Origin of the sequence: Bifidobacterium animalis subsp. animalis ATCC 25527 (genome assembly GCF_000260715.1) — a bacterium.
GTDB classification, from domain to species: Bacteria; Actinomycetota; Actinomycetes; order Actinomycetales; family Bifidobacteriaceae; genus Bifidobacterium; species Bifidobacterium animalis.
In genome coordinates this window covers 1,859,465-1,882,519 of sequence record NC_017834.1, presented here as the reverse complement: position 1 = coordinate 1,882,519, position 23,055 = coordinate 1,859,465, and the positions used below count along the sequence as shown (strand labels likewise).

11 protein-coding genes and 4 rRNA genes are annotated in these 23,055 nt (G+C 58.7%); 10 read left to right on the top strand and 5 right to left on the bottom strand.

The features are described from left to right. The first annotated feature begins 79 nt into the window (after positions 1-79). Complete coding sequence (locus tag BANAN_RS07735; RefSeq protein WP_014698337.1) at positions 80-1,972, top strand: Sip1-related alpha-galactosidase; 1,893 nt, start codon at positions 80-82, stop codon at positions 1,970-1,972. 344 nt (positions 1,973-2,316) lie between these two features. Here the strand turns inward: BANAN_RS07735 and BANAN_RS07730 are convergent, their stop codons facing one another. Further along, positions 2,317-3,273, bottom strand: coding sequence for a hypothetical protein (locus BANAN_RS07730; protein WP_014698336.1), 957 nt, complete (start codon positions 3,271-3,273; stop codon positions 2,317-2,319). Positions 3,274-4,073: 800 nt separating this feature from the next. On the opposite strand from BANAN_RS07730, the gene BANAN_RS07725 reads away from it, so the two are divergent. Together BANAN_RS07725 and BANAN_RS07720 are read left to right on the top strand one after the other, a co-directional pair. After that, positions 4,074-5,909 carry an alpha-glucosidase gene (locus tag BANAN_RS07725; protein ID WP_014698335.1) on the top strand — a complete coding sequence of 612 codons (1,836 nt, stop codon included), beginning with the start codon at positions 4,074-4,076 and terminating at the stop codon, positions 5,907-5,909. Between the two features lie 165 nt (positions 5,910-6,074). Continuing rightward, the gene (locus BANAN_RS07720; protein WP_148266777.1) at positions 6,075-6,311 is read left to right on the top strand and encodes a hypothetical protein; all 237 of its coding nucleotides are present in this window, start codon (positions 6,075-6,077) and stop codon (positions 6,309-6,311) included. A gap of 43 nt (positions 6,312-6,354) precedes the next feature. On the opposite strand, the gene BANAN_RS07715 is transcribed toward BANAN_RS07720, so the two are convergent. Then, entirely contained in the window at positions 6,355-7,797 is a 1,443-nt protein-coding gene (locus BANAN_RS07715; RefSeq protein ID WP_014698333.1) for a hypothetical protein, read from the bottom strand. 10 nt (positions 7,798-7,807) lie between these two features. Next, positions 7,808-9,229, bottom strand: coding sequence for a hypothetical protein (locus tag BANAN_RS07710; protein ID WP_014698332.1), 1,422 nt, complete (start codon positions 9,227-9,229; stop codon positions 7,808-7,810). Between the two features lie 245 nt (positions 9,230-9,474). On the opposite strand from BANAN_RS07710, the gene ilvA reads away from it, so the two are divergent. Beyond that, positions 9,475-10,740 (top strand): threonine ammonia-lyase, encoded by a 1,266-nt coding sequence (gene ilvA / locus BANAN_RS07705; RefSeq protein ID WP_041777060.1) that lies wholly within the window; start codon positions 9,475-9,477, stop codon positions 10,738-10,740. Between the two features lie 157 nt (positions 10,741-10,897). Here the strand turns inward: ilvA and BANAN_RS07700 are convergent, their stop codons facing one another. Continuing rightward, complete coding sequence (locus BANAN_RS07700) at positions 10,898-11,656, bottom strand: SIR2 family NAD-dependent protein deacylase (RefSeq protein ID WP_014698330.1); 759 nt, start codon at positions 11,654-11,656, stop codon at positions 10,898-10,900. 858 nt (positions 11,657-12,514) lie between these two features. Between BANAN_RS07700 and BANAN_RS07695 the strand changes: the two genes are divergently transcribed. From BANAN_RS07695 to BANAN_RS07675, 5 genes are all read left to right on the top strand, one after another. Next, a 16S ribosomal RNA gene (locus BANAN_RS07695) occupies positions 12,515-14,055 on the top strand. Between the two features lie 465 nt (positions 14,056-14,520). After that, positions 14,521-17,610 (top strand): 23S ribosomal RNA (locus BANAN_RS07690). 127 nt (positions 17,611-17,737) lie between these two features. Then, a 5S ribosomal RNA gene (gene rrf, locus BANAN_RS07685) occupies positions 17,738-17,854 on the top strand. Together the 16S, 23S and 5S rRNA genes form the textbook arrangement of a ribosomal RNA operon. Before the next feature lie 148 nt (positions 17,855-18,002). Continuing rightward, positions 18,003-18,272 (top strand): type II toxin-antitoxin system RelB/DinJ family antitoxin, encoded by a 270-nt coding sequence (locus tag BANAN_RS07680; protein WP_014698329.1) that lies wholly within the window; start codon positions 18,003-18,005, stop codon positions 18,270-18,272. A gap of 2 nt (positions 18,273-18,274) precedes the next feature. Then, on the top strand, positions 18,275-18,499 hold the full coding sequence (locus tag BANAN_RS07675; RefSeq protein ID WP_014698328.1) for a type II toxin-antitoxin system mRNA interferase toxin, RelE/StbE family: 225 nt from the start codon (positions 18,275-18,277) through the stop codon (positions 18,497-18,499). A gap of 182 nt (positions 18,500-18,681) precedes the next feature. Here the strand turns inward: BANAN_RS07675 and BANAN_RS07670 are convergent, their stop codons facing one another. Beyond that, complete coding sequence (locus tag BANAN_RS07670) at positions 18,682-20,589, bottom strand: nitrilase-related carbon-nitrogen hydrolase (RefSeq protein WP_014698327.1); 1,908 nt, start codon at positions 20,587-20,589, stop codon at positions 18,682-18,684. Positions 20,590-21,223: 634 nt separating this feature from the next. Here BANAN_RS07670 and BANAN_RS07665 point away from each other — a divergent pair. Continuing rightward, positions 21,224-22,764, top strand: a 16S ribosomal RNA gene (locus tag BANAN_RS07665). Positions 22,765-23,055: the final 291 nt, after the last annotated feature.

Here is a 23,055-nt window from a genome sequence, read left to right as displayed (position 1 = left end):
GCTGGAAACGGCAGCCAAAGCTGGTTATTGTGGCGGGAACCAATGCAGGTCAACGAAGAACGGCAGGAGGGAGACGCCCATGATAACGGTGAGATCGGTGGTGGCGCATACCGAATGCGGGCCGTTCGATGAGCGCGGCGAAGTCGAACTGCCCCCGGACTCGGTGAGCGAACACAAAATACCGTGGCGCACACTGCGTAGCGCAACGGTGACGGAGATAAGTGCGCAGCTGCCGGAATCCAATCCGATTCTCGAGCATCCCACATTGCTGGCCGGGCGGTCGGTGTCCGTACGGCTGCAATTGGGCAGATTGAAACCAGTGGGGCAGATTCTGTGCCTTTACCAGCACAAGGAATGGTGGATGCGGCCGGCATGGGTCGAGCATTTCTGTGACATACCGGAGCGCACCCAGCTGGTGCTGTGGAAATCGGCGAAGGCGTGGCATGTGATGATGCCGGTGTTCCGTCACGAGATGCGCGTTGACATTCGCGGCGATGGGCGAGGCCACAATGACTTGCTGCTCGATGTCTCCACGAATCAGGTTGACCGTGTGCAATTGCAGGGGCCACTGCTCGTCCATCGGCAAAGCGATCGGAAAGTCGAGGATCCTTACGAGCTGATTCGGGGATGCGCGGAGTGGGTCATGTCGCAGAACGGTGGCTTGGGGAGATTGTGGAAGCAGACTCTGCCGGAATCGTTGCGCGGTTTTGGCTGGTGCACCTGGGACTCGCTCGGCACGAACGTGAGCGAGCAGGCCATTATCGCCAAAATGGAGGAGTTCGCCGCCAAACACGTGCCCGTTTCGTGGGTGCTCATAGACGACGGTTGGTCTCAAGTCGAGAACGGTAAGCTAACCGGTTTTGACGCCGACACAACGCGCTTCCCGCAGGGACTCTCGCATACCATTGACGTGCTCAAACACGACTTCGGCGTGCGGTACGTCGGCGTATGGCAGGCGTTCCAAGGGTATTGGCATGGCGTGGATGTGGACGCGCTCGCCGGCAAGCCCGAATCCGACGATGATTGGTACGAGTACTACAAGCAGGAGTATCCGTATGGGGACGCGCGCGTTGAGGATCCCAAGCTCCTCGTGAGCCGATCCGCGTTCGAAACACTACCCAATGGCATGGCAATCCCCACTGCGAATCCGGAGTGTGCAGCGCTGTTCTGGCGTACATGGAACACGCACTTGGACGGCGCCGGCATCGACTTCGTGAAGGTGGATTCGCAGGGCACACTTCCTGTGCTCACACGCGGCCTGGAATCCTATGCGTCTCTAGGCGTTCGCCATGATGCCGTGGAATACGCCACCAACTGGATACGTCACGAAGATGACAATGGTGATTGGGAATACGCGCATCTCGCCGTGATCCACTGCATGGGCATGACTCCCGAGAACTATTGGCAGCGCTGTGCTGAGGGAGTCGCCCGCACGAGCGACGACTTCTTCCCGAACATTCCCGAATCGCTCACCGAGCATGCCATCGAGAACGCGTACTGTTCGCTGCTCATGGGCTGCCTCTGCTACTGCGACTGGGATATGTTCTGGACCCGCCACCCGCACGCGCGCACGCATATGCTGTTGCGCTGGATAAGCGGTGGCCCGATCTACTGTTCCGACAAGCTTGGCGAGACCGATTCCGATCTTCTCGCCCCGCTGTTCGATGCCGACGGCAATCTCACGCATCCGGACGGCGTCGGCGTGCCGGTGCTCGACAGTCTGCTCGCAGACCCGGTGCATGGCGACGTTCCACTCGGCATTCGCAATACGTTCCGCGGCGACGAGGTACTGCTGTTCGTCGGATTGAACGCCGATGCCCCGCAGACCGCCCACATTCGCGCGACGGAATCTCCTCTCACGGTGTTCGATCCGCAGACCGGCGGACGTGTGCATCTGAGCATCGGCGAAGACCTCGCGCTCACGCTGCATTACGGCGAGTGCGAGCTGCGCGTATTGCAGCCTCTTACGTAATCCGGCGCCCGCATGCATTTTCGGCACAGCTCTCAGAGTCTTCCGTAAGCTGTACCGCACAGACCCCGTTTCGTGGTCTGTTTTTCGGAGTCGTCCGTATATTCGACCGCAAAGTGACCTGAATCCTGAATATAGTCGCTTTCACGGAACCTTCCGTAAGACTGACCGCGGAAGTCTCCGTTTGCGGTACGACTCTCGGAACCTTCCGTAAGCCATGCCGCGCGGGATGCCTTTTGAGGCACGGTTTACGGAGTCTTCCGCATGATCGACCGCAAAAGTCGACGTTTGCGGCACGGTTCTCGGAATCTTCCGCATACCATGTCGCGACCAGATCCGCTGCATGCTTAGCGGCGGTACGGCACGCCGGCGGCGACGAGCTTGGCAATGAGTTCGTTGGGATTGAGCAAATCCTCATAATCGAAATGGATGATCGCGGTGACGCCGTGTTGCCGCAGCGCTTCGTCGCGCAGTTTCTCCCTGTGCACGCGGTTTGCGATGGTCTTGCGGTCATTGCCGTATTTCGTCATGCCGTCGTATTCGGCGACAATCATGCGTCCATCTGGCAGAATCCAAATGAAATCAACGCGGAACGGGTATTCCGGGTTCTGCGGATTCGGGAACTCCTTCTGCAGCTGTGGAATCATGAGCCCGCGTTCGATGAATCGGCTTCTTGCGAGCGTTTCGCCGCCGTTCTCACTGCGCGGGTCGGTGTATTCGAGCACGTTGCCGATCGCGAGTGCCTCGGTCGCGCTGTGAACGGGGAACTGTCGCAGATCGTCGAGCGCCATACCGCTGCGTACTGCGGAATCTGCGAGCGGCAGTATCTGTTCGAACGGCAGCACGAGCGCGCATTGGTAGATCGTGCACGGCAGTGTGGTGACCTTGGCTCCATTGATCACGTTGTATTGCGGATTTGGCGTGTACACGCGGTGCATCACGGCATCACTCCGCCTGGCCCGGTATATGCCGCTTTCGTGTGTGGATGCAATGTGGATCATCGGATTGTCGTGAATCTGGTACGACTGTTCTATGCCGTACAGGCAAGCCGCGCTCTGTGCGCAGAAAATCCAGTCGGGGCGCACCATTGCCAGGGCGAGTATGACATGTCTCTTTTTCTCGCGCGGATTGAGCGCATCCCAAGTTTCCTTCCGCGCAAACAGTTGCGGGTATGGCATGGTCAATTCGCCGCTTTCGCATCTGCGGCGTAGTTTGCGGCGCAGGTTGACGTCGGTCGTCACCGCGCATCGGTGTGCGTTCTGGGACTCGTCGAGGAGTCGCTCGATTTGCGAATCTATTTTCATGCTTTCGACGGTAGGGGAGTGTCGAATGCCGTGCAATCCCGATTTGGAATTTGTGGATAACTTCGCCGTTATCCACCGTATTTGGCGCCTATGGGCGCTTGGAAGCGCTGTTTTGCGCTTTGTTTGCGGCTTGTTTTTCGGAAGCTTCCGTAAGATATACCATTTCTGGATTCCTCCTTGGTGTGTTTCTCGGAACCTTCCGTACGACGTACCGCAGATTGCCGCTATGGCACCTCATTACCCGGAACCTTCCGTACGACGTACCGCAGATTGCCGCTATGGCACCTCATTACCCGGAACCTTCCGCATGACCGACCGCGCGGTGGTCTCAAAACGGTTTGTTTCTCGGAGTCTTCCGTGAGATATGCCGCAGGAGTACCCGCTTGCGCCGTGTTTTTCGGAAGCTTCCGTAAGATGCGCCGCAATAGCGCTTCTTTGTGGCATGGTTTTCGGAAGTTTCCTTGAGATGGACCGCAAAAACGTCTTTTGCTGGCATGGTTCTCGGAGCGTTCCGTAAGATACACCATTTGCAGACTCCGCCGCGGCATGGTTTACGGATGCTTCCGCATGACCGACCGCAAAGAGGCTCCAGCATGGCATTCCTTGCGGAGACTTCCGTAAAGTATGCCGCGCAAACGCCGTATATGGTCGATTTTGCGGAGATTCCCGTGCATGTGACCGCGGAATTACTTTCCCACACGCCCGTCCGCATACTACGCTGGGCAATTAATTCATGGGTGCCTACTATGGAGCCATCTCTATAGTGTTGGTGGTTGTTATTCAAAGGCAAAGGAGCTTCCATGACCGCAATGAATAGGCCTGCGCTTCCCGATTCCGTGCGTACGAACGGCGCTACACCCAACCCGTGGTGGGCGAACGCGGTGGTGTACCAGATTTATCCGCGGAGTTTCCAGGATTCTAACGGCGACGGCATCGGCGATCTCAAGGGCATCACGAGCCGACTCGATTACATTGCCGATCTCGGCGTGGATGTGATCTGGCTGAGCCCGGTCTATCAGTCGCCGCAGGACGACAATGGCTATGACATTTCTGACTATGAGGCCATCGACCCGATCTTCGGCACGATGGATGACATGGACGAGCTGCTCGCCGAAGCGCACAAGCGCGGCATCAAGGTGATCATGGACCTCGTGGTCAATCACACCTCCGACGAGCATGCATGGTTCCAGGAGTCACGCGACCCCAACTCCAGCAAAGCCGACTGGTACTGGTGGCGCCCCGCCAAACCGGGCATGGAACCGGGTGCACCGGGCGCCGAGCCGAACGAATGGGGCTCCTACTTCGGTGGTTCCGCATGGCAGTATGACACCAAGCGTGGCGAGTACTTCCTCCACCAATACTCCAAGAAACAGCCCGACCTCAACTGGGAGAACCCCGACGTGCGCCAAGCTGTCTACCGGATGATGAACTGGTGGATGGATAAGGGCATCGACGGCTTCCGTATGGACGTGATCACGCAGATCTCCAAGGTGGTCGACAAGAACGGCCGTCTTCCGGGCGAAGCGGGTTCTGAGATCGATGACTACCCGGCCGGCCCAGAAGGGTACTCGAGCCCGTACCCGTTCTCCTCCGACGGCCCGCGCATCGACGAGTTCCTGCAGGAGATGCGCCGTGAGGTGTTCGAGAAGCGCGGGGGCTATATGAACGTCGGCGAGGCGCCGGGTGTGGACGCTGCGCGTAACGAGTACATCACCGATCCAGACCACAAGGAACTCGATATGCTGTTCCTGTTCGACCATGTGGGCATTGACCAGGGCGATTCGAAGTGGGACGTCGTCAAGTTCGATGTGCGCCACCTGCGCGAGCAGCTCAAGGCGCAGCAGGAGGCCGTGCACGACCGCGGGTGGGCAAGTCTGTTCACCTGTAACCACGACCAACCGCGCGTGGTCACTCGCTGGGGCGACGATTCGAATGAGGAGAATCGTGTGCATTCGGCGAAGGCCTTCGGCATGCTCATCCACCTGCATCGCGGCACCCCGTACATCTATCAGGGCGAGGAGCTCGGCATGACAGGTGCGCATTTCACGGAACTCGGCCAGTACCGCGATCTCGAGTCGATCAACGCATACCGCCAGCGCGTCGAAGAGGCGAAGGTGCAGTCCGGCGAGTCCATGATGGATTCGCTCGCGCTGTTCGGCCGCGACAATGCGCGCACGCCAATGCAGTGGGATGGTTCGAAATATGCGGGATTCACCGCGGCTGACGCCAAGACCGAACCGTGGCTGTCGGTGAACCCGAACCATGTGGAGATCAATGCCGCCGCGCAGTTCGACGACCCGGATTCGGTCTACGCGTTCTATAAGAAGCTTGTCAATCTGCGGCATAACAGTGCCGTTGTGTCGGCCGGGGAATGGGCGCTCGCCGACGACGATGACGAGCAGGTCTACGCGTTCACGCGCACGCTGGCGAACGCGGACGGCACGGCGAAGCGCGTACTGGTGGCAATCAATCTGACTGGTCGGCATGCCGCGCTGCCGAAGCCGGTTGCGGATCTGCTCGCCGACGGCGTGAGCGAAGACCGGATCATCCTGAGCACGTACGATGCCATCCACTCCGCGAAATCCTTGGCAAACGGCGAGCTCGCCGGCTGGGAGGGCGTCGTCGTCGAACTGTAGCGAATACTCGCATTGGCAGACTCTGCGGCCGTGTTTCTCGTGGAACGTTCTGTTCCGGGAGGCACGGCCCTTCTGCGAGTGCCTCACCCGCGCGGCTTGCTACACAGGTCGTCAATCTTGTTAGATGAATTTTAGATTTGTTAGATTTCATTAGATTTGTTAGATTTGTCAGATTTGACGGAGATTGCACATCGCATGCACAAGACCCCGCAATATGCGAGCGTGTACCGTGCGCGCTTGATTCACGAGGATTACATCAAACCTGCAGGTTGGGGCTATGTGGAGTTCACCATGCCGTTCATGCGCGAGTATTTGCGTCAATATGCGGCGTTCAATCAGTTGGAACAGAATCTCGAAGATATGGCGCTATCCATCATCAAAAGCGCAGAGGAAGCGAACTGAGATCGCTTCCTCTGGACTGACGGTAGTGCGACTGCTGCCGGGATCATATGTCCTTTGCTGCGTTGTTGCCGTACGTCCACATGAGCAGCTTGGTCACCGTTTCGAACATTGAAAGGTCGAAGTCCTTCTTGTCCAGATTCACGGACTGGAGGAACTCTTCATTTTTAGAGAACGCTGTGCACAGCAGCTTGCGATCGGTGCCGTCGATATCGATTTTGTACAGCAGATTCGCGAGATAAACGATTGCTTCGGTGTGTTTCTTATCGAGGTGCGTGTTCACAGACAGAGCGAATTTGGACAGGTCTGTCTCCGTCACCTTTGTCTGGAGTCCGAGAATCGGATTAATGAGAAGCTGCGTGGATGCACCCATGAGGTTCACATAGGATCCGAGCTCGTATTGCTGCGCTTCACTCATTTGCTCGTAGTCAAGCCCAAACGATTTAACACGTTCGATTGCTTCTGCGAGGCGGTCGTTCTCGTCATCGATGTGCACAATGCGTTCCTTGAGTTCCACGGTAGCCAGTTGATACTTCTTGGTATCTCGTTCGCTGATGAGCGTGAACACCTTCTCGAGTCTCTTTTTGTCGTTGATGTTCTTGAAGATGAGCAGACCGCTAGTAAGCAATGCGACGCCGGCGATTGTCCAACCGATAGGACCACACATCGCCAGAAAGGCGTTCCCTGCCGCCATACCGCCTCCTCCGGCTGCCAGCGCCCCTCCTCCTAGCCATGCCAAGGCCGCATGTGTAGCAGCTGCGCCGCTTAGTGCGGAAATTGCAGTACCTGTGGATGCCACGCCAAAGGTAGTTGCAATTCCCATGGCGACGGTTGGAGCTAGGGCTGCAACTCCAATACCCGCTGCCGCGCCCGCGGCTCCGGCACCTGCGGCCTTGACTGCGGCAATCTCGCAGTCCTCCTGGATCTCCTCCGCCTTTTTCTTCCAATCCAGGCGAATCTTGGCCAGCTCTTCGTATTGCAGTCGCTGTTCGGTAGGGACGTTTCTGATGGCGTCGAAACATGTCTGAATCTCATTGAGGTGGTCAAAGAGAACGTTGTCGCAGGCGCCGAGCCGTTCGATCTGCGTGTTCGTCTCATCCAGTGCGCGTTGCATCTCCGCGTTCGCCTGTTCCATTTTCTCCTGCTCCGGATCGAGTGTTTTATTCACGTTGTCGCCGACTTTGCCGGCGAATTCGGCGATGCCATGTCCGACGTCCCCTGCCGTTTTGGCTACGTTGTGTGCCGCGTTTGTCGCGATATCGCTAATGTCACGGCCTTTCTCGTTGGCAAAATTGCTGACGCCTTGTCCGACTTCGCCGGCAATCCTGCCGACATTCTGACTAACCTCCCCGGCCATATGCGTGATATTGCTCCCGACCTCTCCTGCGACCTTGCCGACGTTATTCGCCACTTCGTTAGTGGTTTTGTTGACATTCCTGCCAATCTCATTGAACGCATTGCCGATGTTATCGAAAAAACTGTTGCCCATGGCAACTCCTTTACTTGTTGAAATATGAATCGATGTCTGACTTTGTGGTGAGAATCTGGTCTTTCGGGACCCTGCGAAGTGCGGCCAGCCGGGCAGATTTCTCGAATGCCCTGATATATGGACCGCTGTTTTTGAAAGCATCGGTAAAATCGATGAGCTGTCGATCGTCATACAAACGACCGAGCTCGACCAATCCGGCGAGGTAATCCTCGACGATAATGCGCTCGCGGCTCGCGAATCGGGCTTGCTGCTCCACTTTGTGCAGCTGGCCGGCACGCCTGCCTTCGCCGTACAGACTGATGGCGAAACGGCCGATTCCTACGATATTGAGCCGCATCGCTATTTCCTGTACGTCAAATGAACCTGGCGTTTTCGTTGCCCCTCGAATGATGGCATCCGTTGCGTCAAACAAGCAGAAGGTGCCATGTGCCACCGTAAGCATGCGTTTGACTGAGGGATTCGTGAATGGTTCACATGCTGTCCACATTGCCTGAGGTGACAGCGATTCATGCGCATGTTCTCGGTAGTATTCGACGAGCCTGCGTGTGAGATACAGCAGTCGTGTAATCAGTTCATTGAGCATTACGGGGATGGCCTGCATGGCCTGGAATCGCAGGTCATAACCCTGCAAATACAAGTTCATCGCAAATTCATTGAACTGCGTCAGCCAGTCCGGAATCCGTATACGCATAGTCTGCAGTGTGGCTATCGCGTCATTGGCCCATGTCCACAGTGGAGAGGGGATACCCATGCCGCGATTGCCTTTTCGTGCGCTTCCCGACGAGCCTGTCATATCAGAGAAAAGATGCCCAAGCCAATTCGTGAATCCGCAGAACAGGCGTGCCGGAACCGTTGCGCCTCGTAGTTCGAAGGAACCGCTGGCCTCGGTCAAGGCAATCATCTGACCGCCTGACACGAAATGCGACTGATTGGTGAATTGGTCCAGAATGGAGAAGAACAGACCAAATAGAGTGGGATTGTGACCGAGCGATTTGAAATGATGGTTCATCGGGGAGAGGCTGAAAACAATCGTGCCGGAAATGCCCTGACCTGTCTGATCATAGGGAATCCCGAACGTGTCCTCCAACTTTTTGATGGCGGATGCCAGATCACCCTTTTCGCCGTCCCATCCGAAAAACCTTGCAAAGTTCTGTATGCGAGAACTGAACCACTGATCGGTTTGACTTTGCAGCTCCGAATCGTTCGGCGCCCCGACGAGAAAGATATCGAACAGCGAGCACAGCACGCCGGACGAAACTGCCAAAGCGTAATCGAGGCGGTCACATTCGGGTCTCAACATCCGAGATGCCCCAATGATGTCGTCAAGTCGCGTCAGCTCCAGTTGCGCTTTCTCTGTCGCCGCGGCAATATGGGAATCAAATTGATACTCGTTGTCGGCATCGCTTAGTTCAAGCACAACGATCATGCCCATAAGTTCCCCCTCTCCTTCGTTGACGCAGTTGGCAATCTATCTCATTGTAGACTGGCGTCGAAGTGGAAGTACAGGGGTTGTTCGGTATCTCCGAGCCTGCATCGGCTCGCACTCGCGCCCGTGTTTCCCGTGAAACACATCGAATGCGGGAAACAGGGCCGCATCTGTTCACGCTGGAAGACGAACTATGTCAGCAGTCGGACAGAGTGTGACGCGCGCGCGGTTTTTTCTTAAACTTGGCTCCCATGGAACAGAAAGATGTGTTGCAAGCAATGCGCAGGGATCACGCTGCGGAACTGAAGATGGCCGCCGAACGACTCGAGGGGACTGCAAAGCACACGCAGATCATCGCGTCGCCGGTGCTGTCGGAGATGACCGGGCACACGATCCTGCTCAAGCCGGAGAATCTGCAGGTCACAGGTTCGTTCAAGATTCGCGGCGCTTACAACAAGATCGCCTCGCTCACCGACGAGGAGCTCGAGCGCGGTATTGTCACCGCCTCGGCAGGCAACCATGCGCAGGGCGTCGCCTATGCGGCCCGTGAGCGTGGGGCGAAGGCGACGATTCTGATGCCGGAGATCACGCCGCCGCTCAAGGTGGACGCGACGAAGGCGTACGGAGCCGACGTCGTGCTGCACGGCGATGTGTTCGACGAGGCCGCGGCCTACGCGATCGAGCTGAGCCAGCGTGAGGGCATGACCTACGTGCCGCCGTTCGACGATTACGAGGTGCTGTGCGGGCAGGGCACCATCGCCATGGAGATTCTCGAAGACGTTCCGGATGTCACCGACATCGTCGTGCCTCTTGGCGGCGGCGGCCTGGGTGCTGGCGTCGCGCTCGCCGTGAAGATGTTCCGTCCTGAGGTGCGCGTGATCGGCGCGATTCCGGAGGGTTCGCCGGCGTTCCGCAGGTCGTTCAACGCCGGTCACGTGGTGCCGGCCGACAAGGTGGTCACGTCTGCGGAGGGCGTGGCGGTGCGTCGTCCCGGCGATCTCACGTTCGCGCTGCTCAATGAGTTCCTCGACGACCTTGTGGAGGTCTCCGAGCGCGATATCAACGAGATGATCCTGCTCATGCTCGAGAAGCACAAGATGGTCGTGGAGGCCGCGGGCGCCGTTTCGCTCGCTGCGCTCGAACATCTCAATCTGCGTTCGCGCAAGTTCGCGGAGGCGCCGGGAGAGCACGTCGTCGTGTCGATCATGTCGGGCGGCAACATCGACACGGTGACGATCGGCGCGGTGATCCAGAAGGGTATGATCGCGCGCGGCCGCATCATGAATTTCGAGGTCGAGCTGCCCGACACCCCTGGCCAGCTGGTCAAGGTCGCGACGATCCTCGCGAAGGCGCGCGCGAATGTCATCGCGCTCGATCATGACCAGTTCAAGGCGAACGGTCATTACACGAACTCGGTGGCGCTCGGCGTGACCGTGGAGACGAACGGCCCGGACCATATCGAACAGGTCATGCAGATGCTGCGCGATGCTGGTTATTCACCCAAGCGAATCTACTGATTCCGCGATCTCGCCTCCCGGTTTCATCTGCCGGTCTGCAGATTGCCCGCCGGCGATTATCTGCTAATCTGGTACGTTTGTTGCCAAGCAATGTATTGGGCCCGCGTTCCGTGCACTGGAACGCGGGCCCAATACTATGTGCGGGAACGCCGTGCGCTCACCTGTTGTCTGCGATGGTCCGCTGCACGAGCTCCGGCAGCGCCACCGCGATGTCTTCGTGAATGAGGCGCGTGGCGAGCGAATCGTACTGTGTGCGACCCATGTTCATGATGGTGATCGGCACTCCCGCCTGAGCCGCGGCCGGAACAATCGACGCCGCGGGGAACACTTCGAGCGTGGACCCGACCACCCACAGTTCGTCGGCCTGCTGTGCGGCGCGGATAGACCGTTCCATCGCGCCTTCCGGCAGCGCTTCGCCGAAGTAGACGACGTCCGTCTTGAGCAGCCCGTTGCAGGGCATGTTCCCGCGGTACGGCAGCTGGCGATGGCAATGCGGATCCGGCTCCTCGTCAAGCCGTGCCATGATGTCTGCGGTGTCATATTTCGCATGGCACTTCATGCAGTGCGACGTGCCGATGGTGCCGTGCAGATTCACGATCTTGCTCGGCGAATTCCCCGCCTTTTCGTGCAGTGCGTCGAAGTTCTGCGTGGCGATGAGACTGAGCATGCCCGCTTTCTCGAGGTCGACGAGTGCATAATGCGCTTTGCCCGGTTTCGCGTTCCACACCGGGGACTCTTTCTGCCAACGCCAGGAGTATTCGCGCGCCTCTTTATCGGTGAGGAACGCATCGATGTCGTACACCTGCATCTGGTCCGGGTGCTTGGTCCATACGCCGTCCGGCCCGCGGAAGTCCGGAATTCCCGCCGAAGTGGAGATTCCCGCGCCGGTGAGTACCACGATCTGTTTCTGTGCCATGCCTGCTCCTCTGTTGCTTGTTGCTGTGTTTGCAGATTGCTTCTGTTCCCAGTTCTACACCACTTCGCATTTCGGTGCGGTACGTGCATCTTGGCTGACTGCGCCCGACTGTCTCCGTGTTGCAGGGTTGGCTGCCTAGCCTGCGTAATTTGGGTCGTTTGTGGCACGGGTTTCGTCTCCTTTTACGTCGAGGGATGGTCTGGTATGACCCATTTTGCGTAATTTGGGTCGTGTGTGGTGTGGTTGTTGTCTCCTTTTACGTGTGGGGAGGAGGCTGTGTAGCTCGTGTCACGGGTGTTATGCGCTGGGGATGGATGTGGCATCTGTGGTGGTCTTTTGCGTGGCGGCGAAGCTGTTTGATGGAATGTTCGTTCCCGTGCTGGCATTTTTGGTTGGTTGTGTGTTGGTTGTTTGGTTGGTTTGGGGGTGTTTTGGCTGGTTTTCGACACGCCGGTGGTGGTGAGTGTTTTCTAGGGGTTTTGTGGTGTGTGGTTGGGGGTGGGTTTGTGTTTTCGGGGTGGGGCGTGTAAGTTATTCATCTTGCTGCCGGTTGGTGAGCTTCTGGACTGGGTCCGGGTGTGTTCGCCGGCTGTGTGGTGGTGGTTTGAGAACTCAATAGCGTGTACTGTACTACTTGACCAAGGTTGATGTCGTTGCGGCTGTCGTGGCCGTGATGGTGCTTGGTCGTCTTTTATGATGCCAGTTCCGTTGTCCGCCTGCATGGTTTCGTGTGGGTAATCCTGTCGGGTTTTGATGGATGGCGGAGGTTTTTTGTGTGACCGTCCTTCCTTATTGGATGGTCCGTCTGATTTCTTTTGAAATGGATTTGAGAGTCGTTTTTGGCTTTCTGCAATGTTTGTTGTGGAGGGTTCGATTCTGGCTCAGGATGAACGCTGGCGGCGTGCTTAACACATGCAAGTCGAACGGGATCCCTGGCGGCCTGGCTGCCGGGGTGAGAGTGGCGAACGGGTGAGTAATGCGTGACCAACCTGCCCTGTGCACCGGAATAGCTCCTGGAAACGGGTGGTAATACCGGATGCTCCGCCCCACCGCATGGTGGGGTGGGAAATGCTTTTTGCGGCATGGGATGGGGTCGCGTCCTATCAGCTTGTTGGCGGGGTGATGGCCCACCAAGGCGTTGACGGGTAGCCGGCCTGAGAGGGTGACCGGCCACATTGGGACTGAGATACGGCCCAGACTCCTACGGGAGGCAGCAGTGGGGAATATTGCACAATGGGCGCAAGCCTGATGCAGCGACGCCGCGTGCGGGATGGAGGCCTTCGGGTTGTAAACCGCTTTTGTTCAAGGGCAAGGCACGGCTTCGGGCCGTGTTGAGTGGATTGTTCGAATAAGCACCGGCTAACTACGTGCCAGCAGCCGCGGTAATACGTAGGGTGCGAGCGTTATCCGGATTTATTGGGCGTAAAGGGCTCGTAGGCGGTTCGTCGCGTCCGGTGTGAAAGTCCATCGCCTAACGGTGGATCTGCGCCGGGTACGGGCGGGCTGGAGTGCGGTAGGGGAGACTGGAATTCCCGGTGTAACGGTGGAATGTGTAGATATCGGGAAGAACACCAATGGCGAAGGCAGGTCTCTGGGCCGTTACTGACGCTGAGGAGCGAAAGCGTGGGGAGCGAACAGGATTAGATACCCTGGTAGTCCACGCCGTAAACGGTGGATGCTGGATGTGGGGCCCTTTCCACGGGTCCTGTGTCGGAGCCAACGCGTTAAGCATCCCGCCTGGGGAGTACGGCCGCAAGGCTAAAACTCAAAGAAATTGACGGGGGCCCGCACAAGCGGCGGAGCATGCGGATTAATTCGATGCAACGCGAAGAACCTTACCTGGGCTTGACATGTGCCGGATCGCCCCGGAAACGGGGTTTCCCTTCGGGGCCGGTTCACAGGTGGTGCATGGTCGTCGTCAGCTCGTGTCGTGAGATGTTGGGTTAAGTCCCGCAACGAGCGCAACCCTCGCCGCATGTTGCCAGCGGGTTATGCCGGGAACTCATGTGGGACCGCCGGGGTCAACTCGGAGGAAGGTGGGGATGACGTCAGATCATCATGCCCCTTACGTCCAGGGCTTCACGCATGCTACAATGGCCGGTACAACGCGATGCGACACGGTGACGTGGGGCGGATCGCTGAAAACCGGTCTCAGTTCGGATCGCAGTCTGCAACTCGACTGCGTGAAGGCGGAGTCGCTAGTAATCGCGGATCAGCAACGCCGCGGTGAATGCGTTCCCGGGCCTTGTACACACCGCCCGTCAAGTCATGAAAGTGGGTAGCACCCGAAGCCGGTGGCCCGACCCTCGTGGGGGGAGCCGTCTAAGGTGAGACTCGTGATTGGGACTAAGTCGTAACAAGGTAGCCGTACCGGAAGGTGCGGCTGGATCACCTCCTTTCTACGGAGAATTGAGCGTGCATGGTTGTGTGCACGGTTGTGTGGCTGGGGTTTGCCGAGTGCGATGGTTTCGTCGCCGCCCTGGCTTGCTGGTGTGGAAGAGTCATATTGGATCACGGTCGTGTTGGTCGTGGTGGTGTGGTGCGTGCTGTTGGGTTCCCTGGCCGCCACCGGCCCCCCGTGCGGGGGTGTGGTTGCCTGTGGGTCCCCCAGGTCGGCTGCCCGGTGCCTGTTGGTGCGGGGTGGGTGTCCTGGTGGGGTGGTGGTTTGAGAACTGGATAGTGGACGCGAGCATCGGCCCGCCCGTTGTGGGTGGGGTTGGTGTTCGTACTGTGATTCGAATCCGAGGAATCGTTTTTCTTGGGTTCGTTCGTATCGTGTGGGGGCGCGCCGTGTGCGGTGCGTCTCCGTGATCTGATGTCGTTCTAGGGTTTTTCAGTAGTGCTTTGGTCATGGCGGCCGTGTTGTGGTTGTCGTGATGGGCGTATGGTGGATGCCTTGGCAGACAGTACCGATGAAGGACGTGTGGGGCCGCGATAGTCCTGGGGGAGCCGCCGACATGGCTTTGATCCCAGGGTGTCCGAATGGGGCAACCCGCCAGCCGTCATGGGCTGGCACCGCACTTGTGCGGGGGGTACGCAGGGAAGTGAAACATCTCAGTACCTGCAGGAGAGGATACTCCGTGAGTAGTGGCGAGCGAAAGCGGATGATGGCTAAACCGTGCGTGTGTGATACCCGTCGGGGGTTGCGCGCATGGTGTCGTGGGAACGCCTGTCCAGCGGCCGACGCCGTTGGCTGTGGTGATAAATGCATGCGTGAGGCGAACCGGGTTGGATACCGGGCCGGAGAGGGTGATGGCCCCGTAGCCGTATGCGCGTGCACCATGGATGGTGTCTCCCGAGTAGCGCGGGACTCGTGGAATCCCGTGTGAATCCGCCCGGACCGTCGGGTAAGCCTGAGTATACCTGTCTGACCGATAGCGTACGAGTACCGTGAGGGAAAGGTGAAAAGCACCCCGGGAGGGGAGTGAAAGAGTTCCTGAAACCGTGCGCCCGCGAACCGTCGGAGCCCCCTGGTGGGGTGACGGCGTGCCTATCGAAAAATGAGTCTGCGAGTCAGTGGCATGTGGCGAGCATAAGCCGTGTGGTGTATGCGTAGCGAAAGCGAGTCTTAAAAGGCGTTTTGAGTCGCGTGTCCTGGACCCGAAGCGGGATGATCTAGCCCTGGTCAGGTTGAAGCGTGGGTAAGACCGCGTGGAGGACCGCACCCACTTAGGTTGAAAACTGAGGGGATGAACTGGGGTTAGGGGTGAAAGGCCAATCAAATTCCGTGATAGCTGGTTCTCTTCGAAATGCATTTAGGTGCAGCGTCGGTTGATTGCGTGTGGGGGGTAGAGCTACTGGATGCTTGCGGGCCCGTACCGGGTACCAACAGCAACCAAACTCCGAATACCCATCGCGTCTATTCCGGCAGTGAGTCGGCGGGGGATAAGCTCCGTCGTCGAGGGGGAGACAGCCCTGACCGTCGTCTAAGGTCCCCAAGCGCGTGCTAAGTGGGAAAGGATGTGGAGTCGCATAGACAGCCAGGAGGTTGGCTCAGAAGCAGCCATCCTTGAAAGAGTGCGTAACAGCTCACTGGTCTAGTGGTTCCGCGCCGACAATGTAGCGGGGCTCAAGCACGCCACCGAAGACGCGGGATGCAACGTTGTGTTGCGTGGTAGGAGAGCGTCCCACACCGGGGCGAAGCGGCGGGGGAACCCGGCCGTGGACTGTGTGGGAGTGAGAATGCAGACATGAGTAGCGAGAGCAGGGTGAGGATCCCTGCCGCTGGAAGACCAAGGGTTCCAGGGCCACGTTCGTCGTCCCTGGGTGAGTCGGGTCCTAAGGCGAGGCCGACAGGCGTAGTCGAATGGATGAACGGGTCGATATTCCCGTACCGGCTTTCGGACCGACCAGCAGCCCGTGTGAACAAGGGCCATCCGATACGGTTGATGGGGGCTTCGGCCTTCTGATTCCGTTGCTGTTTGGCCTGGACGCGCATGGGTTGAGCGTTTCAGGAGTGACGCGGACGGGTAGCCGGCCGGGGAGGTGGTTTTCCCTGGTCAAGCGTGTGGCCCCGCCCCCAGGCAAATCCGGGGGCATGATGGGGTGAGGCGTGATGATGGGCGCTGTTCAGGCGTGATATCCGGTGATCCCGTCGGCCGAGAAAAGCTTCGGCGCGAGGTCCGTTGCCGCCCGTACCCCAAACCGACACAGGTGGTCTGGTAGAGTATACCGAAGCGATCGAGCGAATCCTGGTCAAGGAACTCGGCAAATTGCTCCCGTGCCTTCGGCATAAGGGAGACCCCCGGCGGTTCCGGCCCCGTTCGCGGGCCGCGGGCGGCTGGGGGTGGCACAGGCCAGGGGGTAGCGACTGTTTACCAAAAACACAGGTGCATGCCAAGACGCAAGTCGCCGTATATGCACTGACGCCTGCCCGGTGCCGGAAGGTTAAGAGGATCCATCAGCGTCCCCTCGCGGGATGCGAAGTGGTGAATTCAAGCCCCGGTAAACGGCGGTGGTAACTATAACCATCCTAAGGTAGCGAAATTCCTTGTCGGGTAAGTTCCGACCTGCACGAATGGCGTAACGACTTCCCCGCTGTCTCGACCAGGAGCTCGGCGAAATTGCAGTACGAGTAAAGATGCTCGTTAAGCGCAGAAGGACGAAAAGACCCCGGGACCTTTACTATACCTTGGTATTGGCATCAGGTGCGGATTGTGTAGCATAGGCGGGAGGCTTCGAAGCCACGGCGCCAGCCGTGGTGGAGCCGGCCAGTGAAATACCGCTCTGTCCCCATCTGATGCCTAACCCGGACAAGTGAGCCTTGTCGGGGAGAGTGCCTGGCGGGTAGTTTAACTGGGGCGGTTGCCTCCCAAAGAGTAACGGAGGCGCTCAAAGGTCCGCTCGGCCCGGTTGGCAATCGGGTGTCGAGTGTAATCGCACAAGCGGGCTTGACTGCGAGATCGACGGATCGAGCAGGGACGAAAGTCGGAGATAGTGATCCGGTGCCGGCGTACGGACGCGGCATCGCTCAACGGATAAAAGGTACCCCGGGGATAACAGGCTGATCATTCCCAAGAGTCCATATCGACGGGATGGTTTGGCACCTCGATGTCGGCTCGTCGCATCCTGGGGCTGGAGCAGGTCCCAAGGGTTCGGCTGTTCGCCGATTAAAGCGGCACGCGAGCTGGGTTCAGAACGTCGTGAGACAGTTTGGTCTCTATCCTCTGCGCTCGTTGGAATCCTGAGGAGGCCTGCCCATAGTACGAGAGGACCTGGGTGGACGAACCTCTGGTATGCCAGTTGTCCCGCCAGGGGCACGGCTGGTTGGCCACGTTCGGGAGGGATAACCGCTGAAAGCATCTAAGCGGGAAGCCCGCTCCAAGATAAGGATTCCTGACACCCCCCCTGGGGGGTGTGTGAGACCCCATAGAGAACATGTGGTTGATAGACCGGACGTGGAAGCCCCGCGAGGGGTGGAGCCGACCGGCACTAACGGTCGAAGACAACCAACACCACCATGACACAAGCCAGGACAACCCCGGCGACATCATCATGGCGGCACGAACACCAACATCCTTCAACACCCGCGTCCACGATCCGGTTCCCAATCCGCCACCCGAACAGAGAATAACAGAATTTTGCGGCGGCCATGGCCCAGGGGAGACGCCCGGTCCCATTCCGAACCCGGAAGCTAAGCCCTGGCACGGCGATGGTACTATGCCCGAGAGGACATGGGAGAGTAGCACACCGCCGCAACCACACTTCACCGAAGGCCCGGGGAACACACGTTCCCCGGGCCTTCGCATATCCCAAGCAAAATGCAGCCCCTCCGACACATTCGTTAACTATTTGATTATTGCAATACTTGAGCTTAATATTGTCTTACGTTTGTCAAGGAGTGGTTATGAGCATGACATCGGTCACGGTCCGGGTTGACGAGGATACGAAGAAGCAGGCTTCTGACATCGCAGAGGATTTCGGTTTCGACCTGTCGAGTGTCACGCGCGCGTTTTACCGGCAGATCGTGCGTGAGCGGCGCATCCCATTGAATCTGTCCTACAGCAACGTTCCCGAGGAAACGTTGGAAGCATTGGCTGAAGCGCGACGCATGGCCAAGGAGGGGGCGCCTCGGTTCCAGGATGCCGACGCGATGTTCGATTCGTTGGGAATCTGAGCATGGCGCGGTTGGAAGCGGACTACACATCGGCTTTTCGTCGTGACGTCAAGCGACTGCAGCGCAAACACGCCGATCTGACGGAGCTGAAGAACGTCATACGTCTGGTCCTGGAGAACACGGAGGAATCCAAGGAGATCCTGCGCGTCCGGCATCGAGCGCACCGACTCAAAGGCAAGGATTGGCAAGGTGTGGTTGAGTGTCATGTGGGCAACGCGGGCGATTGACTTGCGGTATGGGTGCGGGAGGATTCCTTTGCCGTGTTCATGCGCACCGGCACCCATGAGGAGATATTCGGCGGCTAGCAACGTAATCTGCGGGCATGACGATCCGTGAAATCAGGGAAGCAAATGGGGCTGCAGATATGCGATATCTGCAGCCCCATTTGCTTATGCGCGCGGTGCCGTGATCACTTGGCCGCCGCGTTGAGCAGCGCGTCCACTTCGTTCATCCACAGCGTGCTCTGCGCATACGTCGGCATCATGAAGCCGTCGCGCAGGTCGAGTCCCGCCGAGCCGATACGCGGGCCGTCGGGCAAGCTGTGGCGGAGGAACTGCGAGCCGAAGAAGCGCTCGTAGAACGCCTTCATCCAGACGAGCAGCTCATGTTCGCCATACTCCCCGGCGAATGCCTGCTTAGCCAGCGCAAACGTTTTCGCGGGCCGGTATTGGGCACGCAGGAAGCCATCCAGATAGAAGTCCTCCACAATCGCTGGCCCGAGCTCCGCGCTTTCGCTCATGCTCACCGTGTCATGTTCCGGTATATGCAGCTCGTCGTCGGCGTCGCAGATCGCGCCGAGCAACGTCTGCAGATTCCCTTCTGCGCACTCCTGCGCGTACTGCCGCAGAATCACCGGCACGAAGGTGTGTGCAATCTGCGAATTGATGCCGTATTGGCGGCCGAGATCGAAGGGGAACTGCACGAGACCGAGTGCCAGCTGGGTCATGTCGCTCGGATTCACGATAAGCCAGCTGGTGTCGCCGATCAGCTCCTGAATATCGAGTACCGGGTGCTCCGGGCTGCTCTGTGCGGTGTCCTGTTGCGCGGCCTGGGCGGAGGCGAGTGTGGCGAGGGGCAGGCCGAGTGCATCCGCCAGCTGTTCGATGAGTTTCACGTTTGCAGATTGCCCGTTTTGCACATCCTGTGAGATCGCCACGTACATGTCCGGCACGGCGGGGCGTTCCAGATCGTAGAATCGCGCGACGGCGAGCATCGCCAGCGCTGTGTTCGTCACACTCGAGTTCGTGGTATCGATGACGAGATGATCGGCATTCTGCGCGCCCACGCGGGCGGCGAGACCGTGCGCCTGCATCGTCACAGCCAGCGAGCAGCAGTCTGCGCGCATCTTCTCATCCGCCGGAATGAACGGCTGCTTGGAGACCGGCCGCATGAGCGGATGATCGGGAATGGTCATGTCGAACATGGTCTCGTGGTAATCGGCGTATTGCGGGGTTGGTTCCACGTGGAACGACGACATGCCGCGACGTGCGCCCCACAGGCTTTCGACGTCCACGTCGGCGATGGCGAACCCATCTCCGAACGGCTCGGCTTGCGCGAGAATACTGCCGTTCTCGGCGATGATCTCCTGTCCGCCCACAGTCACGTCGCCGGTGGAATCGCCTTGACCTGAGCTGCAGTAGGCATAGCAGCACAACAGGCGTGCGCTCTGCCCGCTGATCAGCGAACGGCGGTACAGATCCTTTTCGAGTGACGCGTTCGACGCGGAACCGTTGCAGATAATCGTCGCGCCGGCAAGAGCAAGATGGATCGACGGCGGATCAGGCGACCAGATGTCCTCGCAAATCTCATATCCCAGGCATAGCTGCGGCATCTGGCGGCAGCGGAACACCTGATGCGAGCCAAACGGCACATGCTCCTGGCCGGCGACGGTGATATAGGTGACGTCGGCAGGCCCTGAACTGAACCAACGACCTTCGAAATCAACGCCATAGGTGGGAATGTAGGTCTTGGGGACGACGCCCATGATCTCGCCGGCATGGCAAATGGCAAGCGTGTTGTAGATCTTGCCGTTCACGCATAGCGGCAGGCCCACCGAGAATACGACGTCCAGCTTCGCGGTCTCGGCGACGAGATGCGCAAGCGCCTCCTCGGCGGCATCGAGCACGATGTCGTGGTACAGCATGTCATCGGCGATGTAGCTGGTGAGCACCACCTCCGGCAGTGCAACCACCTTGGCACCTGCGTTCGCGGCGCGGACTATGGCATCGCAACACAGTTCGGCATTGGCCATCGGATCGGCGACGCGTGTGCGCGGCGATGCGGTGGCCACGGGGACGAAGCCATTGTTCATAATCATTCGAATTCCCTCCCGTTCTATGAATCGCAGATTATGTACTGCGGTTCAGCGTAGTCGCGCGTTCTCGAGGTCGGGCGAGAATCAGGGGCGAATATGGTGAAGGCAGAAGTGGAAGGTGCCGTAGGTTTTCTTGTGTCTCCTTTTGTGTCTCTTGTTGCATCTGGGGGTGGGATTGGGGTCAGGCTGTTTTGTCCGTTGGTTGGTGTTTTGGCTGGTTTTCGACACGCCGGTGGTGGTGAGTGTTTTCTAGGGGTTTTGTGGTGTGTGGTTGGGGGTGGGTTTGTGTTTTCGGGGTGGGGCGTGTAAGTTATTCATCTTGCTGCCGGTTGGTGAGCTTCTGGACTGGGTCCGGGTGTGTTCGCCGGCTGTGTGGTGGTGGTTTGAGAACTCAATAGCGTGTACTGTACTACTTGACCAAGGTTGATGTCGTTGCGGCTGTCGTGGCCGTGATGGTGCTTGGTCGTCTTTTATGATGCCAGTTCCGTTGTCCGCCTGCATGGTTTCGTGTGGGTAATCCTGTCGGGTTTTGATGGATGGCGGAGGTTTTTTGTGTGACCGTCCTTCCTTATTGGATGGTCCGTCTGATTTCTTTTGAAATGGATTTGAGAGTCGTTTTTGGCTTTCTGCAATGTTTGTTGTGGAGGGTTCGATTCTGGCTCAGGATGAACGCTGGCGGCGTGCTTAACACATGCAAGTCGAACGGGATCCCTGGCGGCCTGGCTGCCGGGGTGAGAGTGGCGAACGGGTGAGTAATGCGTGACCAACCTGCCCTGTGCACCGGAATAGCTCCTGGAAACGGGTGGTAATACCGGATGCTCCGCCCCACCGCATGGTGGGGTGGGAAATGCTTTTTGCGGCATGGGATGGGGTCGCGTCCTATCAGCTTGTTGGCGGGGTGATGGCCCACCAAGGCGTTGACGGGTAGCCGGCCTGAGAGGGTGACCGGCCACATTGGGACTGAGATACGGCCCAGACTCCTACGGGAGGCAGCAGTGGGGAATATTGCACAATGGGCGCAAGCCTGATGCAGCGACGCCGCGTGCGGGATGGAGGCCTTCGGGTTGTAAACCGCTTTTGTTCAAGGGCAAGGCACGGCTTCGGGCCGTGTTGAGTGGATTGTTCGAATAAGCACCGGCTAACTACGTGCCAGCAGCCGCGGTAATACGTAGGGTGCGAGCGTTATCCGGATTTATTGGGCGTAAAGGGCTCGTAGGCGGTTCGTCGCGTCCGGTGTGAAAGTCCATCGCCTAACGGTGGATCTGCGCCGGGTACGGGCGGGCTGGAGTGCGGTAGGGGAGACTGGAATTCCCGGTGTAACGGTGGAATGTGTAGATATCGGGAAGAACACCAATGGCGAAGGCAGGTCTCTGGGCCGTTACTGACGCTGAGGAGCGAAAGCGTGGGGAGCGAACAGGATTAGATACCCTGGTAGTCCACGCCGTAAACGGTGGATGCTGGATGTGGGGCCCTTTCCACGGGTCCTGTGTCGGAGCCAACGCGTTAAGCATCCCGCCTGGGGAGTACGGCCGCAAGGCTAAAACTCAAAGAAATTGACGGGGGCCCGCACAAGCGGCGGAGCATGCGGATTAATTCGATGCAACGCGAAGAACCTTACCTGGGCTTGACATGTGCCGGATCGCCCCGGAAACGGGGTTTCCCTTCGGGGCCGGTTCACAGGTGGTGCATGGTCGTCGTCAGCTCGTGTCGTGAGATGTTGGGTTAAGTCCCGCAACGAGCGCAACCCTCGCCGCATGTTGCCAGCGGGTTATGCCGGGAACTCATGTGGGACCGCCGGGGTCAACTCGGAGGAAGGTGGGGATGACGTCAGATCATCATGCCCCTTACGTCCAGGGCTTCACGCATGCTACAATGGCCGGTACAACGCGATGCGACACGGTGACGTGGGGCGGATCGCTGAAAACCGGTCTCAGTTCGGATCGCAGTCTGCAACTCGACTGCGTGAAGGCGGAGTCGCTAGTAATCGCGGATCAGCAACGCCGCGGTGAATGCGTTCCCGGGCCTTGTACACACCGCCCGTCAAGTCATGAAAGTGGGTAGCACCCGAAGCCGGTGGCCCGACCCTCGTGGGGGGAGCCGTCTAAGGTGAGACTCGTGATTGGGACTAAGTCGTAACAAGGTAGCCGTACCGGAAGGTGCGGCTGGATCACCTCCTTTCTACGGAGAATTGAGCGTGCATGGTTGTGTGCACGGTTGTGTGGCTGGGGTTTGCCGAGTGCGATGGTTTCGTCGCCGCCCTGGCTTGCTGGTGTGGAAGAGTCATATTGGATCACGGTCGTGTTGGTCGTGGTGGTGTGGTGCGTGCTGTTGGGTTCCCTGGCCGCCACCGGCCCCCCGTGCGGGGGTGTGGTTGCCTGTGGGTCCCCCAGGTCGGTTGCCCGGTGCCTGTTGGTGCGGGGTGGGTGTCCTGGTGGGGTGGTGGTTTGAGAACTGGATAGTGGACGCGAG

Excerpts from the sequence above, each read along its gene's own strand:
- BANAN_RS07735 (WP_014698337.1), top strand. The coding sequence starts at position 80 with ATGATAACGGTGAGATCGGTGGTGGCGCATACCGAATGCGGGCCGTTC.
- BANAN_RS07730 (WP_014698336.1), bottom strand. The coding sequence starts at position 3,273 with ATGAAAATAGATTCGCAAATCGAGCGACTCCTCGACGAGTCCCAGAAC.
- BANAN_RS07725 (WP_014698335.1), top strand. The coding sequence starts at position 4,074 with ATGACCGCAATGAATAGGCCTGCGCTTCCCGATTCCGTGCGTACGAAC.
- BANAN_RS07715 (WP_014698333.1), bottom strand. The coding sequence starts at position 7,797 with ATGGGCAACAGTTTTTTCGATAACATCGGCAATGCGTTCAATGAGATT.
- BANAN_RS07710 (WP_014698332.1), bottom strand. The coding sequence starts at position 9,229 with ATGGGCATGATCGTTGTGCTTGAACTAAGCGATGCCGACAACGAGTAT.
- ilvA (WP_041777060.1), top strand. The coding sequence starts at position 9,475 with ATGGAACAGAAAGATGTGTTGCAAGCAATGCGCAGGGATCACGCTGCG.
- BANAN_RS07700 (WP_014698330.1), bottom strand. The coding sequence starts at position 11,656 with ATGGCACAGAAACAGATCGTGGTACTCACCGGCGCGGGAATCTCCACT.
- BANAN_RS07680 (WP_014698329.1), top strand. The coding sequence starts at position 18,003 with ATGAGCATGACATCGGTCACGGTCCGGGTTGACGAGGATACGAAGAAG.
- BANAN_RS07675 (WP_014698328.1), top strand. The coding sequence starts at position 18,275 with ATGGCGCGGTTGGAAGCGGACTACACATCGGCTTTTCGTCGTGACGTC.
- BANAN_RS07670 (WP_014698327.1), bottom strand. The coding sequence starts at position 20,589 with ATGATTATGAACAATGGCTTCGTCCCCGTGGCCACCGCATCGCCGCGC.